The organism is Pseudomonas fluorescens, assembly GCF_001648775.1.
Taxonomy (GTDB): domain Bacteria; phylum Pseudomonadota; class Gammaproteobacteria; order Pseudomonadales; family Pseudomonadaceae; genus Aquipseudomonas; species Aquipseudomonas fluorescens_M.
The window spans coordinates 62,435-79,248 of record NZ_LVEJ01000004.1 but is presented as its reverse complement, the minus strand read 5'-3'; the positions used below and the strand labels follow the sequence as shown (position 1 = coordinate 79,248).

Genomic DNA, 16,814 nt, shown 5'->3' with positions numbered 1-16,814 from the left:
GCATTCTCCTGTGGGAGCGAGCTTGCTCGCGAAGAGGTCTTTAGCCTCGCTGAAAATCAGCCCTTGCGAACGCGCAGGCAGCGCCACAACGCAGCCACCATCAAACCACTCACCAACGCCCAGCCCCACGCCTGCTGATTCTGCAAACCTTCCTGATACAACTGCGGCGCAATCCCCGCGCCGACAATAAACGTCAGCAACGCAATCTCCCGACGCGGCACGCTGACGGGGCGGCACAGATACACCAGCGCCGGCAGCACAAACGCCATGCTTGCAAAGCTGCGATAACGCGGATCAAACACCATCTCCAGCATCATCACCGCTGCGGCAAAACCTGCCGCCGCGACCAGCCAGCCAGCGCGGCGCTCCAGTAGATTGAACGCCCGCTCACGCCAGCCAGTCCGCGTGCTCAGCGTCAGCGCAGCGTGTGCCAATACCAACAGATTCAACAGCGTCAGTAAGCCAACCCACAACCATTCACTGGTAAATCGCGTGGTTACCCGCGCCAGATCACCCCAGGCACCGATGGAGCAAGCGGCGAGGGCGCCCAGCAGCGGCAACAGCAGAGCCGAGCGCGTGCTGCGAACCCGCCCGCCAAGGATCAGCGTGCCAAGGAAAATCAACCCGCCGACCGCCAGCCACTCTTTCCAGAGCGGCACATTCGTCACCGGTCCCGCGAGTACGCCTTTGTCCTGACGATCAGCATCGAACAGCCCCCAGTAACCGCCGACCGCGCCTTCGCTGCCGCGCTTCCACGGCTGGTCAAACGCTTCGATCAGGTTGTAATGCCAGCCTTCCTTCTCGGCCATCGCGACAAAACCACGAATGAACTTGGCCTCGTTGACCCGGCTCGGCAGGGCGGTCTCGCGTTGGCGGCCTTCGCTCGGCCAGCCGGTTTCGCCGATCATCACGTCTTTCGGTGCGAATTTATTGCCGAACACCTGACGCACATCGGCGACATGCTGCAGGGCGACGTCGATGTTTGACGGATCATCTTCCCAGTACGGCAGCAAGTGGATGGTCAAAAAGTCCACCGCCGGCGCGACTTCCGGATGCTTGAGCCAGAACTCCCAGACATCGGCATAGGTGACCGGTTGCTTGACCTGACTTTTGACCTTGTTGATCAGCTTGGCCAGTTGCGCGCCGGTGACTTCTTTGCGCAACAGCGCTTCGTTGCCGACGATCACTGCACTGACCACATCCGGGTTGGCATTGGCCGATTTGATCAGCAGATCGACTTCTTTCTCGGTGTCCACCGGGTTGCTGTTGACCCACGCGCCGATCATCAATTTCAAGCCGTGTTTACGCGCCAGATCCGGCAGCGCTTCCAGGCCAGTCATTGAATAGGTGCGAATGCATTCAAAGCGTGTCGCCAGCAACGCGAGGTCGGCGTCCATGCGCTCCGGGCGCAGCTTGAATGGCACGTCGAACGGCGATTGGTCTTTATCGAACGGCGTGTACGAGGCGCACTGCAGCTTGTGTGTCGGCGTCGCTGCATCCGGCAGAATCACCGGTTGGCCGAGGCCGTACCAGAAACCAGCGAGGGCAAACAGCCCGAGCAGGCAGGCAAAGAGATAAGGCAGAAAGGGGAAGCGGGACGTCGCGGACATGGTCAGGCCGAGTGGCTGCAAAGCGACGCATGTTACCTGCATTTATAGAGGGGTTGGTGGCCCGCATGATTTTGACATGCAAAGTTCGGGCGGATTGTCTGGCGTCAAATATCCAGACGCCATTAATGGCCTTGTGATGTCGTTTCTCGTTGTCTTGAGGTCGCTGGTAGAGCAGGTCGACGACCGCGTGAGGTTGATGATCAAGCCATCAGTGCTCCGCTGATGTTCTAACGAGTTTGCGGTCAGGCGTGATGGGGGCGCCGTGCACCATAACAATACGTTGACGCCGCCCGTCATCCGTCGGGCGCAGCATTTCGGGGAAGTAACGATGAAGATGCGACGACTTTTAGGCGCAAGTGCTGCTCTGGTGCTTGCGATGAGTTCCACTTTCGCCAGCGCAGAAAAACAGACCCTGAACATCGGTTACGTTGACGGCTGGTCCGACAGCGTGGCGACCACCCACGTGGCGGCCGAAGTGATCAAGCAGAAACTCGGCTACGACGTGAAACTGCAAGCCGTCGCCACCGGGATCATGTGGCAGGGCGTGGCCACCGGCAAACTCGACGCCATGCTCTCGGCCTGGCTGCCCGTGACCCACGGCGAATACTGGACGAAAAACAAGGATCTGGTCGTCGATTACGGCCCGAACTTCAAGGATGCAAAAATCGGCCTGATCGTGCCGGAGTATGTGAAAGCCAAGTCGATCGAAGACCTGAAAACGGATGACACCTTCAAGAATCGTATCGTCGGCATCGATGCCGGTTCAGGCGTGATGCTCAAGACTGATCAGGCGATCAAGGATTACGGTCTGGACAAATACAGCCTCAAAGCCAGTTCCGGCGCCGGCATGATCGCCGAGCTGACCCGTGCCGAGAAGAAAAACGAATCCATCGCCGTCACCGGCTGGGTGCCGCACTGGATGTTCGCCAAGTGGAAACTGCGCTTCCTCGACGACCCGAAAGGCGTGTACGGCGCGGCTGAAACCGTGAACAGCATCGGCAGCAAAGAACTCGCGACCAAAGCACCGGAAGTGGCCAAGTTCCTGAAGAACTTCCAGTGGGCGTCGAAAGACGAGATCGGCGAAGTGATGCTGGCAATTCAGGACGGTGCCAAACCTGAAGCAGCGGCCAAGGATTGGGTCGCCAAGCACCCGGATCGCGTGGCTGACTGGACTAAATAAAAGCCTCACCGCCTAACCCTGTGGGAGCGAGCTTGCTCGCGAAAGCGGTCTATCAGTCGACTGATGTGTTGACTGATACGACGCCTTCGCGAGCAAGCTCGCTCCCACAGTCGTTTTGCGTGTACCGGAAATTGGCAAAAGTGTCATGGCGTTCTACTACTAAGGTCGTCTGTTACCGCGCTCGCAGCCGCATACATTAGCTATGTTCCAACAATAATCTGTGCTGCGAGGATAAAAACAATGAACGACAGCATTTACCTCTCGATTCAAAACAGTCCCCGATTCAAGGAGCTGGTGAAGAAAAGGGAACGATTCGCCTGGATTCTCTCGGCAATCATGCTTGGGCTGTACTCCGCATTCATTCTGCTGATCGCGTATGGGCCGCAAGTGCTCGGGGCGAAACTCAGTCCTGAATCCTCAATTACCTGGGGTATCCCGATCGGTGTCGGCCTGATTATTTCGGCTTTCATCCTGACCGGTATCTACGTGCGCCGCGCCAATGGCGAGTTTGACGACCTGAACAATGCGATTCTCAAGGAGGCTCAGCAATGATCCGGCGTCTACTGGCTCTTCTGAGCATCTCGGCGTTCGCGCCTGCCGTCTGGGCCGCTGACGCCCTGACCGGCGAAGTCCACAAACAACCGCTCAATGTCGCTGCGATCGCCATGTTCGTGGTGTTTGTCGGTGCGACCCTGTGCATCACTTATTGGGCGTCCAAGCGTAACAAGTCGGCTGCCGACTACTATGCGGCGGGCGGCAAGATCACCGGTTTCCAGAACGGTCTGGCGATTGCCGGTGACTACATGTCGGCGGCGTCCTTTCTGGGGATTTCCGCGCTGGTGTTCACCTCCGGCTACGATGGCCTGATCTATTCGATCGGCTTCCTGGTGGGCTGGCCGATCATTCTGTTCCTGATCGCCGAGCGCCTGCGCAACCTGGGTAAATACACGTTTGCCGACGTCGCGTCCTACCGCCTCGGGCAAACCCAGATTCGCACGCTGTCGGCCTGCGGCTCGCTGGTGGTGGTGGCGTTCTACCTGATCGCGCAAATGGTCGGTGCCGGCAAGCTGATTCAGCTGCTGTTCGGTCTCGACTACTACGTCGCGGTAATTCTGGTCGGTATCCTGATGTGCATGTACGTGCTGTTCGGCGGCATGCTGGCGACCACTTGGGTGCAGATCATCAAGGCCGTGCTGTTGCTGTCCGGTGCCTCGTTCATGGCGCTGATGGTGATGAAACACGTCAACTTCGACTTCAACATGCTGTTCTCGGAAGCGATCAAGGTTCACCCGAAAGGTGAGGCGATCATGAGCCCGGGTGGTCTGGTGAAAGATCCGATTTCGGCGTTCTCCCTCGGTCTGGCGCTGATGTTCGGTACTGCGGGCCTGCCGCACATCCTGATGCGCTTCTTCACTGTGAGCGATGCCAAAGAAGCGCGTAAGAGCGTGCTGTACGCGACGGGTTTCATTGGTTACTTCTACATCCTGACGTTCATCATCGGCTTCGGCGCGATCCTGTTGGTCAGCACTAATCCGGCCTTTAAAGATGCGGCGGGCGCTCTGCTTGGCGGCAACAACATGGCGGCGGTGCACCTGGCTGACGCGGTGGGCGGCAGTATCTTCCTCGGCTTTATCTCGGCGGTGGCGTTCGCGACGATTCTGGCAGTTGTGGCGGGTCTGACCCTGGCCGGTGCTTCGGCGGTGTCGCATGACCTGTATGCCAGCGTGATCAAAAAGGGCAAGGCTAACGACAAGGATGAGATTCGCGTTTCGAAGATCACCACGGTTGCGCTGGGTATTCTGGCTATTGGCTTGGGTATCTTGTTCGAAAGCCAGAACATTGCGTTCATGGTGGGCTTGGCGTTCTCGATTGCGGCGAGCTGTAACTTCCCGGTGTTGTTGCTTTCGATGTACTGGAAGAAGCTGACCACTCGTGGCGCGATGATTGGTGGCTGGTTGGGTCTGGTGAGTGCGGTGGGCTTGATGATCCTTGGCCCGACCATCTGGGTGCAGATTCTGCATCATGAGAAGGCGATCTTCCCTTACGAGTATCCGGCGCTGTTTTCGATGATCATCGCGTTTGTGGGGATCTGGTTCTTCTCGATTACTGATAAGTCGGCGGCTGCGGATAAAGAGCGGGCGCTGTTCTTCCCGCAGTTTGTGCGTTCGCAGACTGGGTTGGGGGCGAGCGGGGCGGTTTCGCATTGATGGTTTGATGGTTTTTTAATGTTGTGCTGAATGCCCCGGTTGAGAGATCGGGGCATTTTTTATTGGGCGGTTATCGGTTGTTTGGTGTGCATATCCGTTGCTGCGGTAACGGCTTCTTAGGGTTTCGCCCTTACGGCGAGTCACCTTTTCCAAACGCCGAAAAGGCTTTGCTCCTGCGTTCGGCCCGCTCGCTGGGGCTCGGGGTTCCTTCGCTGCGGGATCGATCCGGGGGCATCGCCTCCGGTTTGCTGCGCTGCACCTCCTCTCGCTGTATTTGGCTGCGCCAAACGGTCGCTGCGCTCCCACGCCCGGATCAATCCCGGAACGAAGCCTTCCGACGTCGCCCGTGGATCAAGATCAAGAGCAGGCGAGCTGACACTCGGCCTATTGAGTGGTGAAAAGCGGGGCGCGCATGGCTTTTGTTTTTGTGGTGGATTTGCCCCTCACCCCAGCCCTCTCCCGGAGGGAGAGGGAGCAGATTTGTGTGCTTTTCAAAGCCTGAGTTCGACTCGGCATTTCACGTCGGCGTATCTCCCCCAAACACCTCGGTCAGTTCCCTCTCCCTCCGGGAGAGGGCTAGGGTGAGGGGCTCTTGTTCTGGCTTGTGATCTTGCTTTGGCTTTGGCTTTGGCTTTTGATCTTCAGCCCCTATCGGCAGGCCGAGCGAAGGTGTTCATCCGGGGGGTAGGCGCGCAGCGCCGTGCGGCGCAGCCGCACACATCGAGAGGAGGTGCAGCGAAGCCAACCGTAGGCGATGCCCCCGGATGGACACCGTAGCGAGGGAACACTGAGCCTCAGCGAAGTGCCGTACGCCAGGGGCCAAGCCTTTTGGTTCCTTTTTGGCGTTTGAAAAAGGGACTCGCTGTAAGAGCGAAACCGCCAGCGGCACCACCCGCAGCAACGGATATGTCCCCAATCACCAAAAAAACCGCGAAAGCACAAACAAAAACGGCCCCTATATAAATAGAGGCCGTTCCCGGTACAACTTCAAGATTTTATCGCAAGACAAATCTTATTTGCGGTCTTCCAGCTTGGAAATATCACGCGACTCGCAGCCAGTGTACAACTGGCGCGGACGGCCAATCTTGTACGGGCTGGAGAGCATTTCTTTCCAGTGCGAAATCCAGCCAACAGTACGTGCCAGCGCGAAAATCACCGTGAACATGCTGGTCGGAATGCCGATCGCCTTGAGGATGATCCCCGAGTAGAAGTCGACGTTCGGGTACAGCGAGCGCTCGATGAAGTACGGGTCGGTCAGCGCGATCTCTTCCAGGCGCATGGCCAGTTCGAGTTGCGGATCGTTGTTGATGCCCAGTTCCTTCAGCACTTCGTCGCAGGTCTGCTTCATTACAGTCGCGCGAGGGTCGCGGTTCTTGTAAACGCGGTGACCGAAGCCCATCAGCTTGAACGGATCGTTCTTGTCCTTGGCCTTGGCGATAAACTTGTCGATGTTCGACACATCGCCAATCTCGTCAAGCATGGTCAGAACGGCTTCGTTCGCACCGCCGTGGGCAGGGCCCCACAGTGCGGCGATACCGGCGGCAATACAGGCGAACGGGTTGGCACCCGAAGAACCGGCCAGACGCACGGTGGAGGTCGATGCGTTCTGCTCGTGGTCGGCGTGGAGGATGAAGATCCGGTCCATGGCTTTGGCGAGTACCGGGCTGATCGGTTTGATCTCGCACGGGGTGTTGAACATCATGTGCAGGAAGTTTTCCGCGTACGTCAGGTCGTTGCGCGGGTACATCATGGGTTGGCCCATGGAGTACTTGTAAACCATCGCTGCCAGGGTCGGCATCTTGGCAACCAGACGGATCGCGGAGATTTCGCGATGCTGCGGGTTATTGATGTCGAGGGAGTCGTGGTAGAAGGCCGAGAGGGCGCCGACTACACCGCACATGACGGCCATCGGGTGGGCGTCGCGACGGAAACCGTTAAAGAAGGTTTTCAGCTGCTCGTGAACCATCGTGTGGTTTTTCACGGTGCTGACGAACTGGGCCTTCTGTTCTGCGGTCGGCAGTTCGCCGTTGAGCAGCAGGTAGCAGGTTTCCAGGTAGTCCGATTTTTCAGCCAGTTGTTCGATCGGGTAGCCGCGGTGCAACAGAATGCCGTTGTCGCCGTCGATATAGGTGATCTTCGATTCGCACGAGGCGGTCGACATGAAACCAGGGTCGAAAGTGAAGCGGCCCGTGGCCGTCAGGCCCCGAACATCAATTACATCGGGACCAACGGTGCCGGTTAAAATGGGCAGCTCGACGGGGGCTGCGCCCTCGATGATCAACTGCGCTTTTTTGTCAGCCATGTGGCCTCCTATTTATGCTTGAACCATCAGACAGACCCCCCACGCAGGGCCCGCACCACTATAGTGAGATAAATTCGAATGTCAATTTGCCTAAAGTCTTGCTCCAGAAGGCTTTAAGCGCACTTTTTCCTCGAAATTGACTGCCATTTACGCCTTTTATGCAACTTGTGCAATCAGCTATTGGGGGTAGGTGATTGCGTTGTCATTAGTAGCCTAACTGTCTATACTCGGCCACCGACCGCCAAGGGCTTTTGGGCTTGCTTTCATTGGGGGTCGCATCCCTGGGTGGTGGTTACCTGACCAGTGCACTCCCCAACAACTTTGCCCTGATTGTTAGGGGCTCTTCAGTGTGAAAAAAAAGCCGTGAAAAGCCAACGACCTGTAAACCTAGACCTAAGGACCATCAAACTCCCAGTCACTGCTTACACGTCCATTCTTCACCGTATCTCCGGTGTCATCCTCTTCGTGTGCCTTGCCATCATGCTTTATGCATTGGACAAGTCGCTGAGCTCCGAGGAAGGCTTCGGTCAGGTGAAAGCGTGTCTGACCAGTCCGCTAGCCAAGCTAGTGATTTGGGGCATCCTGTCCGCTCTGCTGTATCACCTGGTAGCCGGTGTGCGCCATTTGATCATGGACATGGGCATCGGTGAGACGCTGGAAGGCGGCAAGCTGGGCTCGAAAATCGTTATCGCCGTTTCCGTGATGGTAATCGTTCTGGCAGGAGTTTGGATATGGTAACTAACGTCACGAACCTGTCGCGTTCGGGCCTCTATGACTGGATGGCGCAACGTGTGTCTGCGGTCGTTCTCGCGGCTTACTTCATCTTTCTGATCGGATACGTCGTGGCCCACCCTGGCCTCGAGTATGCCCAGTGGCATGAACTGTTCGCCCACAACGGGATGCGTATTTTCAGCCTCCTGGCCCTTGTTGCTCTCGGCGCTCACGCCTGGGTCGGCATGTGGACCATCGCGACTGACTACCTGACGCCAATGGCGTTCGGCAAGTCCGCAACGGCGATACGTTTCCTTTTCCAGGCAGTATGCGGCGTTGCGATGTTCGCTTACTTCGTCTGGGGTGTGCAGATTCTCTGGGGTATCTGAGTCATGGCTAACATTCCAACGATTTCTTTCGACGCCATCATTATTGGTGGTGGCGGTGCCGGCATGCGCGCTGCGCTGCAACTGGCACAGGGCGGTCACAAGACTGCCGTGATCACCAAGGTTTTCCCGACCCGTTCGCACACTGTGTCCGCCCAGGGCGGCATCACTTGCGCAATCGCGTCCGCTGACCCGAACGATGACTGGCGCTGGCACATGTACGATACCGTCAAGGGTTCCGACTACATCGGTGACCAGGACGCTATCGAATACATGTGTCAGGAAGGCCCGGCTGCTGTTTATGAGCTGGACCACATGGGCATGCCGTTCTCGCGTACCGAACAGGGTCGTATCTACCAGCGTCCGTTCGGTGGTCAGTCCAAGGACTACGGCAAAGGCGGGCAGGCTGCCCGTACGTGCGCCGCTTCCGACCGTACCGGTCACGCGCTGCTGCACACCCTTTATCAGGGCAACCTGAAAGCCGGTACCACGTTCCTGAACGAGTACTACGCTGTCGACCTGGTGAAAAACCAGGAAGGCGACTTCGTCGGTGTGATCGCGATCTGCATCGAAACCGGCGAAACCACCTACATCCGCGCTAAAGCCACCGTACTGGCTACCGGCGGTGCAGGTCGTATCTACGCCTCCACCACCAACGCCCTGATCAACACCGGTGACGGCGTCGGCATGGCTCTGCGTGCTGGCGTGCCGGTACAAGACATCGAAATGTGGCAGTTCCACCCGACCGGCATCGCCGGCGCCGGTGTACTGGTTACCGAAGGTTGCCGTGGTGAAGGTGGATACCTGATCAACAAGCACGGCGAGCGTTTCATGGAGCGTTATGCTCCGAACGCCAAAGACCTTGCCGGTCGTGACGTGGTTGCCCGTTCGATGGTTAAAGAAATCATCGCTGGCAACGGTTGCGGTCCGAATGGCGACCACGTACTGCTCAAACTCGACCACCTGGGCGAGGAAGTACTGCACAGCCGTCTGCCAGGCATCTGCGAACTGTCGAAGACTTTCGCACACGTTGACCCGGTTGTTGCGCCGGTTCCGGTTGTTCCGACTTGCCACTATATGATGGGCGGCGTTGCCACCAACATTCATGGCCAGGCGATCACCCAGGACGCGGAAGGCGTCGACAAGATCATCCCTGGTCTGTTCGCGGTAGGCGAAGTGGCTTGCGTATCGGTTCACGGTGCCAACCGTCTGGGCGGCAACTCGCTGCTCGACCTGGTGGTATTCGGCCGCGCTGCGGGCCTGCACCTGGAAAAAGCGCTGACCGACGGCATCGAATACGACGACGCTACCGAAGCCGACATCGAAGCTGCCCTGTCGCGTCTGAACGCGCTGAACAGCCGTACTGATGGCGAAGACGTGGCAACCCTGCGTCGCGAGCTGCAGAACTGCATGCAGAACTACTTCGGTGTATTCCGTACCGGCGAGTACATGCAGAAAGGTATCGCTCAGCTTGCTGACCTGCGTACCCGCATCGCCAACGTGAAGATCAACGATAAGTCGCAGGCGTTCAACACTGCCCGTATCGAAGCGCTGGAACTGCAAAACCTGCTGGAAGTGGCTGAAGCTACCGCCATCGCCGCTGAAGTCCGCAAAGAGTCGCGCGGTGCTCACGCCCGTGAAGACTTCGAAGACCGTGACGACGAAAACTGGCTGTGCCACACCCTGTACTTCCCGGGTGACAAGCGCGTCACCAAGCGTGCCGTGAACTTCTCGCCGAAGACTGTTCCGACTTTTGAACCTAAGATTCGGACTTATTAAGGGTGGCCGCCATGTTGCAAGTCAGCGTATATCGTTACAACCCTGATCAGGACGCTGCGCCGTTCATGCAGGAATTCCAGGTCGATACCGGTGGTAAAGACCTGATGGTGCTGGACGTACTGGCCCTGATCAAAGAGCAGGACGAAGGCTTCTCCTATCGTCGCTCTTGCCGTGAAGGCGTTTGCGGTTCCGACGGCATGAACATCAACGGCAAAAACGGTCTGGCGTGCATCACGCCGCTGTCTGCCGTTGTAAAAGGTAATAAGTTGATCGTTCGTCCGCTGCCAGGTTTGCCGGTTATCCGTGACCTGGTCGTCGATATGAGCATCTTCTACAAGCAATACGAGAAGGTGAAGCCTTACCTGCAGAACGACACGCCGGCTCCGGCCATCGAGCGTCTGCAGTCGCCAGAAGAGCGTGAAAAGCTCGACGGTCTGTACGAGTGCATTCTGTGCGCCTGCTGCTCGACTTCGTGCCCGTCCTTCTGGTGGAACCCGGACAAGTTCCTGGGTCCAGCTGCACTGCTGCAAGCTTATCGCTTCCTGGCAGACAGTCGTGACACCAAGACATCCGAGCGTCTGGCTTCGCTCGATGACCCGTTCAGCGTTTTCCGCTGCCGGGGCATCATGAACTGCGTCAACGTATGTCCGAAAGGCCTGAACCCGACTAAGGCCATCGGTCACATCCGTAACATGCTGCTTTCGAGCGGCGTGTGATTCAGCTGCTGTAACCGCTGCACCGTAGAGGCTGTGGCGCGGGCTTCAACCCGCGTCATGGCTATAACCAGAGCAGTAGCCATAAGCTGCCGCTCTTATTTTGAAGAAATGAGACAAGCAGGGGCATCCGGGCTGGTACCCGGACTATCAGTGTGATCCTAAGTGGCTTGTTTTAGTCGCTGCATTCGGACTTCTGCAAGTTTGCTCGGTGTCGACATCGATGGTGTTCCCCTAACCGAGGGTGACCAAGCATGCAAGAAAGCGTGATGCAGCGCATGTGGAACAGCGCCTACCTTTCAGGTGGAAACGCTGCCTATGTGGAAGAGCTTTATGAGCTCTACCTGCACGACCCTAACGCTGTGCCAGAAGAGTGGCGCACCTACTTTCAGAAGTTGCCTGCCGACGGCAACTCTGCCACTGATGTTTCGCACTCCACAATTCGCGATCATTTCGTGCTGCTGGCAAAGAACCAGCGCCGCGCCCAACCGGTTTCCGCCGGCAGCGTGAGCAGTGAGCACGAGAAGAAGCAAGTTGAAGTGCTGCGATTGATCCAGGCCTACCGTATGCGTGGCCACCAGGCAGCCCAGCTTGACCCGCTGGGGCTGTGGCAGCGTCCTGCACCTGCAGACCTGTCGATCAATCATTACGGCTTGACCAATGCCGATCTTGATACGACCTTCCGTGCCGGCGACCTGTTCATCGGCAAAGAGGAAGCGAGCCTACGCGAAATTCACGAAGCGTTGCAGCAGACATATTGCCGCACCATCGGCGCTGAATTTACGCACATCACCGATTCCGAGCAGCGCCAGTGGTTCCAGCAGCGTCTGGAAAGCGTGCGCGGTCGTCCGACGTACTCCGCCGACATCAAGAGCCACCTGCTTGAGCGCGTGACTGCCGGTGAAGGCCTGGAAAAATACCTGGGCACCAAATACCCGGGCACCAAGCGTTTCGGTCTGGAAGGCGGCGAAAGCCTGATTCCAATGCTCGACGAACTGATCCAGCGTTCCGGTTCCTACGGCACCAAGGAAGTCGTCATCGGCATGGCCCACCGTGGCCGTCTGAACGTACTGGTCAACACCTTCGGCAAGAACCCGCGCGAGCTGTTCGACGAGTTCGAAGGCAAGAAGAAGGTCGAGCTGGGTTCCGGTGACGTTAAATACCACCAGGGCTTCTCGTCCAACGTGATGACTGCCGGCGGTGAAGTTCACCTCGCCATGGCGTTCAACCCGTCCCACCTGGAGATCGTTTCCCCGGTGGTAGAAGGTTCGGTTCGCGCCCGTCAGGATCGTCGTAACGACCCGACCGGTGAGAAGGTTCTGCCGATCTCCATCCACGGTGACGCTGCATTCGCAGGTCAGGGCGTGGTCATGGAAACCTTCCAGATGTCGCAGACCCGCGGTTTCAAGACCGGCGGTACCGTGCACATCGTGATCAACAACCAGGTGGGTTTCACCATCAGTAACCCGCTGGACTCGCGTTCCACCGAGTACGCCACTGACGTTGCGAAGATGATCCAGGCGCCGATCCTCCATGTGAATGGTGATGATCCGGAAGCCGTGTTGTTCGTGACCCAGCTGGCCATCGACTACCGCATGCAGTTCAAGCGTGACGTGGTGATCGACCTGGTCTGCTACCGTCGTCGCGGCCACAACGAGGCCGACGAGCCAAGCGGTACTCAGCCTCTGATGTATCAGCAGATCACCAAACAGCGCACCACCCGTGAGCTGTACGCTGATCGTCTGACCCAGGGCGGTGTACTCGACGCAGAGCGTGTTCAGGCGAAAGTCGACGAATACCGCAACGCGCTGGACAACGGTCTGCACGTGGTGAAATCGCTGGTCAAAGAGCCTAATAAAGAACTGTTCGTGGACTGGCGTCCGTATCTGGGCCACGCCTGGACTGCGCGTCACGACACTCGCTTTGATCTGAAGACCCTGCAAGAACTGTCCGCCAAGCTGCTGGAAATTCCGGAAGGCTTCGTGGTTCAGCGTCAGGTCGCGAAGATCTACGAAGACCGTCAGAAGATGCAAGCCGGCGGCCTGCCGATCAACTGGGGTTACGCCGAAACCATGGCGTACGCGACCCTGGCGTTCGAAGGTCACCCGATCCGCATGACCGGTCAGGACATCGGCCGCGGTACGTTCTCGCACCGTCACGCTGTGTTGCACAACCAGAAAGACGCGGGCACCTACATTCCGCTGCAGCACCTGTACGACGGTCAGCCACGCTTTGACCTGTACGACTCGTTCCTGTCGGAAGAAGCGGTACTGGCGTTCGAATACGGTTACTCGACCACCACGCCGGATGCGCTGGTGATCTGGGAAGCCCAGTTCGGCGACTTCGCCAACGGTGCACAGGTTGTGATCGACCAGTTCATCACCAGCGGCGAGCACAAGTGGGGCCGTCTCTGCGGTCTGACCATGTTGCTGCCACACGGTTACGAAGGTCAGGGCCCTGAGCACAGCTCGGCACGTCTTGAGCGTTACCTGCAACTGTGCGCCGAGCACAATATTCAGGTTGCCGTCCCAACCACGCCAGCACAGATCTACCACTTGCTGCGTCGTCAGGTGATTCGTCCGCTGCGCAAGCCACTGATCGTGCTGACGCCGAAGTCGTTGCTGCGCCACAAGCTGGCCATCTCGACGCTGGAAGATCTGGCCGAAGGTTCGTTCCAGACCGTGATCCCGGAAATCGATACCCTGGACCCGAAAAAGGTCGAGCGTGTTGTTCTGTGTAGCGGCAAGGTCTACTACGACCTGCTGGAAAAACGCCGTGCCGAAGGCCGTGAAGATATCGCCATCGTGCGTATCGAGCAGCTGTACCCATTCCCTGAGGACGACTTGAAAGAAGTCCTGGCTCCGTACACCAACGTCAAAAATGCCGTTTGGTGTCAGGAAGAGCCGATGAACCAGGGCGCCTGGTACTGCAGCCAGCACCACTTGCGTCGCAGCATCGGGAACCTCGACAAGTCTCTCGTACTTGAGTACGCGGGCCGTGAGGCTTCTGCTGCCCCAGCTTGTGGTTACGCATCGATGCACGCCGAGCAGCAGGAAAAACTCCTGCAAGACGCGTTTACCATTTAACGCCTTCGCGCACCTGAAACCGAATTTAAGGAACCACAGATAATGGCTATCGAGATCAAAGCCCCCACTTTCCCGGAATCGGTTGCCGATGGCACCGTTGCCACCTGGCACAAACAACCGGGCGATGCCGTCAAGCGTGACGACCTGATCGTCGACATCGAAACCGACAAAGTCGTACTGGAAGTTCTGGCTACCGCCGACGGCGTGCTGGGCGCAATCGTCAAGAACGAAGGCGACACCGTTCTGTCCGACGAAGTGCTGGGCTCCATCGAAGCGGGCGGCGCTGCTGCCGCTGCTCCAGCCGCCGCTGCTGCTCCGGCCGCTGCTGCCGCTGCACCGGCTGCTGCTGAAGGCGAAGACGATCCTGTTGCTGCTCCTGCTGCGCGCAAGCTGGCTGAAGAGAACGGCATCAACATCGCTTCCGTTGCCGGCACCGGCAAAGGTGGTCGTGTGACCAAGGAAGACGTGGTTGCAGCGGTTGCTGCCAAGAAAGCCGCTCCGGCTGCCGCACCTGCCAAGGCTGCTGCTCCTTCGGCTGCCGCTCCTGTGTTCGCCGCTGGCGACCGCATCGAGAAGCGCGTACCGATGACCCGCGTTCGTGCCACCGTAGCCAAGCGTCTGGTTGAAGCTCAGTCGAACATGGCGATGCTGACCACTTTCAACGAAGTCGACATGACTGAAGTCATGGCCCTGCGTTCGAAGTACAAGGATCTGTTCGAGAAGTCCCACAACGGCGTACGCCTGGGCTTCATGTCGTTCTTCGTTAAAGCAGCCACCGAAGCGCTGAAACGCTTCCCGGCTGTTAACGCTTCGATCGACGGCGCTGACATCGTTTACCACGGCTACGCGGACATCGGCGTTGCCGTTTCCAGCGACCGTGGCCTGGTTGTTCCGGTTCTGCGTAACGCCGAACTGATGAGCCTGGCTGAAATCGAAGGCGGCATCGCAACATTCGGCAAAAAAGCCCGTGACGGCAAACTGTCGATGGACGAGATGACCGGTGGTACCTTCACCATCACCAACGGTGGTACCTTCGGTTCGATGATGTCGACCCCGATCGTCAACCCGCCGCAGGCAGCGATTCTGGGCATGCACAACATCATCCAGCGTCCTATGGCCATTAACGGTCAGGTCGTTATCCGTCCGATGATGTACCTGGCACTGTCCTACGATCACCGTCTGATCGATGGCAAAGAAGCTGTGACCTTCCTGGTGACCATCAAGAACCTGCTGGAAGATCCGGCGCGTCTGTTGCTGGATATCTAAAAAACAGCGGCAAGCTTCAAGTTTCAAGCCACAAGCTCAAAGCGAGCGGGGTGGGCTTGGAGCTTGTGGCTTGCGGCTTGTAGCTTTATTGCTAAAGAGGATTTTTTGAATGTCGCAGAAATTTGACGTAGTAGTGATCGGTGCTGGCCCTGGCGGCTACGTGGCTGCCATCAAGGCCGCGCAGCTGGGTCTGACCACTGCCTGCATCGAGAAGTACACCGACGCAGAAGGCAAGCAAGCCCTGGGCGGTACCTGCCTGAACGTGGGCTGCATTCCTTCCAAGGCGCTGCTCGACAGCTCCTGGAAATACAAGGAAGCGAAAGAAAGCTTCAACGTTCACGGTATCTCGACCGGCGAAGTCAAAATGGACGTCGCTGCGATGGTTGGCCGCAAGGCTGGCATCGTCAAGAACCTGACCGGCGGCGTTGCCACCCTGTTCAAGGCCAACGGCGTTACTTCGATTCAGGGCCACGGCAAACTGCTGGCTGGCAAAAAAGTCGAAGTCACCAAGCCAGACGGCTCGGTTGAAGTCATCGAAGCTGAAAACGTCATCCTGGCGCCAGGTTCGCGTCCGATCGACATTCCACCGGCTCCGGTTGATCAGAAAGTCATCGTCGATTCGACTGGCGCACTGGAATTCCAAAGCGTACCTAAGCGTCTGGGCGTGATCGGCGCTGGCGTGATCGGTCTGGAACTGGGTTCGGTGTGGTCGCGTCTGGGTTCCGAAGTTGTTGTTCTGGAAGCTCTGGACACTTTCCTGATGGCAGCGGACACCGCTGTTTCCAAGGAAGCGCTGAAAACCCTGACCAAACAAGGTCTGGACATCAAACTGGGTGCTCGCGTAACCGGCTCGAAAGTGAACGGCGACGAAGTCGTTGTGAACTACACCGACGCCAACGGCGAACAGACCATCACTTTCGACAAGCTGATCGTAGCCGTTGGTCGCCGTCCGGTGACCACTGATCTGCTGGCTGCCGACAGCGGCGTGACCCTCGACGAGCGCGGTTTCGTGCACGTTGACGATCACTGCGCGACCACCGTACCGGGCGTTTTCGCCATCGGTGACGTGGTTCGCGGCATGATGCTGGCTCACAAGGCTTCGGAAGAAGGCATCATGGTTGTCGAGCGCATCAAGGGCCACAAAGCCCAGATGAACTATGACCTGATCCCTTCGGTTATTTATACTCACCCGGAAATCGCGTGGGTTGGCAAAACCGAGCAGGCCTTGAAAGCTGAAGGCGTTGAAGTTAACGTCGGCACCTTCCCGTTCGCCGCTTCCGGCCGTGCCATGGCCGCCAACGATACCGGTGGTTTCGTCAAGGTCATCGCTGATGCTAAGACTGACCGCGTATTGGGCGTGCACGTGATTGGCCCGAGCGCTGCAGAACTGGTTCAGCAGGGCGCGATCGGTATGGAATTCGGCACCAGCGCTGAAGACCTGGGCATGATGGTTTTCTCCCATCCGACCCTGTCTGAAGCCTTGCACGAAGCTGCTTTGGCTGTGAATGGCGGCGCCATCCACATTGCCAACCGCAAAAAGCGTTAACAGACAATAAGAAACCACGGCGGTAACG

12 protein-coding genes are annotated in these 16,814 nt (G+C 57.9%); 10 read left to right on the top strand and 2 right to left on the bottom strand.

Annotated elements, in window-relative coordinates; genetic code table 11:
* Positions 1–56: 56 nt before the first annotated feature.
* Positions 57–1,652 carry a hypothetical protein gene (locus A8O26_RS07085; protein WP_064117367.1) on the bottom strand — a complete coding sequence of 532 codons (1,596 nt, stop codon included), beginning with the start codon at positions 1,650–1,652 and terminating at the stop codon, positions 57–59.
* 286 nt (positions 1,653–1,938) lie between these two features.
* On the opposite strand from A8O26_RS07085, the gene A8O26_RS07075 reads away from it, so the two are divergent.
* From A8O26_RS07075 to A8O26_RS07065, 3 genes are all read left to right on the top strand, one after another.
* A complete protein-coding gene (locus A8O26_RS07075) occupies positions 1,939–2,790 on the top strand; it encodes a glycine betaine ABC transporter substrate-binding protein (RefSeq protein WP_034151546.1) in 852 nt (283 codons plus the stop codon).
* A gap of 240 nt (positions 2,791–3,030) precedes the next feature.
* A complete protein-coding gene (locus A8O26_RS07070; protein ID WP_064117366.1) occupies positions 3,031–3,342 on the top strand; it encodes a DUF485 domain-containing protein in 312 nt (103 codons plus the stop codon).
* A complete protein-coding gene (locus A8O26_RS07065) occupies positions 3,339–4,997 on the top strand; it encodes a cation acetate symporter (RefSeq protein ID WP_064117365.1) in 1,659 nt (552 codons plus the stop codon). The genes A8O26_RS07070 and A8O26_RS07065 overlap by 4 nt, the downstream gene beginning before the upstream one ends.
* 1,012 nt (positions 4,998–6,009) lie before the next feature.
* Here the strand turns inward: A8O26_RS07065 and gltA are convergent.
* A complete protein-coding gene (gene gltA / locus A8O26_RS07060; RefSeq protein ID WP_064117364.1) occupies positions 6,010–7,299 on the bottom strand; it encodes a citrate synthase in 1,290 nt (429 codons plus the stop codon).
* A 363-nt stretch (positions 7,300–7,662) separates the two neighbouring features.
* On the opposite strand from gltA, the gene sdhC reads away from it, so the two are divergent.
* From sdhC to lpdA, 7 genes are all read left to right on the top strand, one after another.
* Positions 7,663–8,037, top strand: a complete 375-nt coding sequence (gene sdhC / locus A8O26_RS07055; RefSeq protein WP_064117363.1) for a succinate dehydrogenase, cytochrome b556 subunit — start codon at positions 7,663–7,665, stop codon at positions 8,035–8,037.
* Positions 8,031–8,399 (top strand): succinate dehydrogenase, hydrophobic membrane anchor protein, encoded by a 369-nt coding sequence (sdhD, locus tag A8O26_RS07050; protein WP_003222999.1) that lies wholly within the window; start codon positions 8,031–8,033, stop codon positions 8,397–8,399. The genes sdhC and sdhD overlap by 7 nt, the downstream gene beginning before the upstream one ends.
* 3 nt (positions 8,400–8,402) lie before the next feature.
* On the top strand, positions 8,403–10,175 hold the full coding sequence (sdhA, locus tag A8O26_RS07045; RefSeq protein WP_008077944.1) for a succinate dehydrogenase flavoprotein subunit: 1,773 nt from the start codon (positions 8,403–8,405) through the stop codon (positions 10,173–10,175).
* A gap of 11 nt (positions 10,176–10,186) precedes the next feature.
* The gene (locus A8O26_RS07040) at positions 10,187–10,891 is read left to right on the top strand and encodes a succinate dehydrogenase iron-sulfur subunit (RefSeq protein ID WP_003223007.1); all 705 of its coding nucleotides are present in this window, start codon (positions 10,187–10,189) and stop codon (positions 10,889–10,891) included.
* Positions 10,892–11,142: 251 nt separating this feature from the next.
* Positions 11,143–13,974 (top strand): 2-oxoglutarate dehydrogenase E1 component, encoded by a 2,832-nt coding sequence (locus tag A8O26_RS07035; protein WP_064117362.1) that lies wholly within the window; start codon positions 11,143–11,145, stop codon positions 13,972–13,974.
* 42 nt (positions 13,975–14,016) lie between these two features.
* Positions 14,017–15,240 carry a 2-oxoglutarate dehydrogenase complex dihydrolipoyllysine-residue succinyltransferase gene (gene odhB / locus A8O26_RS07030; RefSeq protein WP_064117361.1) on the top strand — a complete coding sequence of 408 codons (1,224 nt, stop codon included), beginning with the start codon at positions 14,017–14,019 and terminating at the stop codon, positions 15,238–15,240.
* A gap of 109 nt (positions 15,241–15,349) precedes the next feature.
* Entirely contained in the window at positions 15,350–16,786 is a 1,437-nt protein-coding gene (gene lpdA / locus A8O26_RS07025; RefSeq protein WP_007919881.1) for a dihydrolipoyl dehydrogenase, read from the top strand.
* Positions 16,787–16,814: the final 28 nt, after the last annotated feature.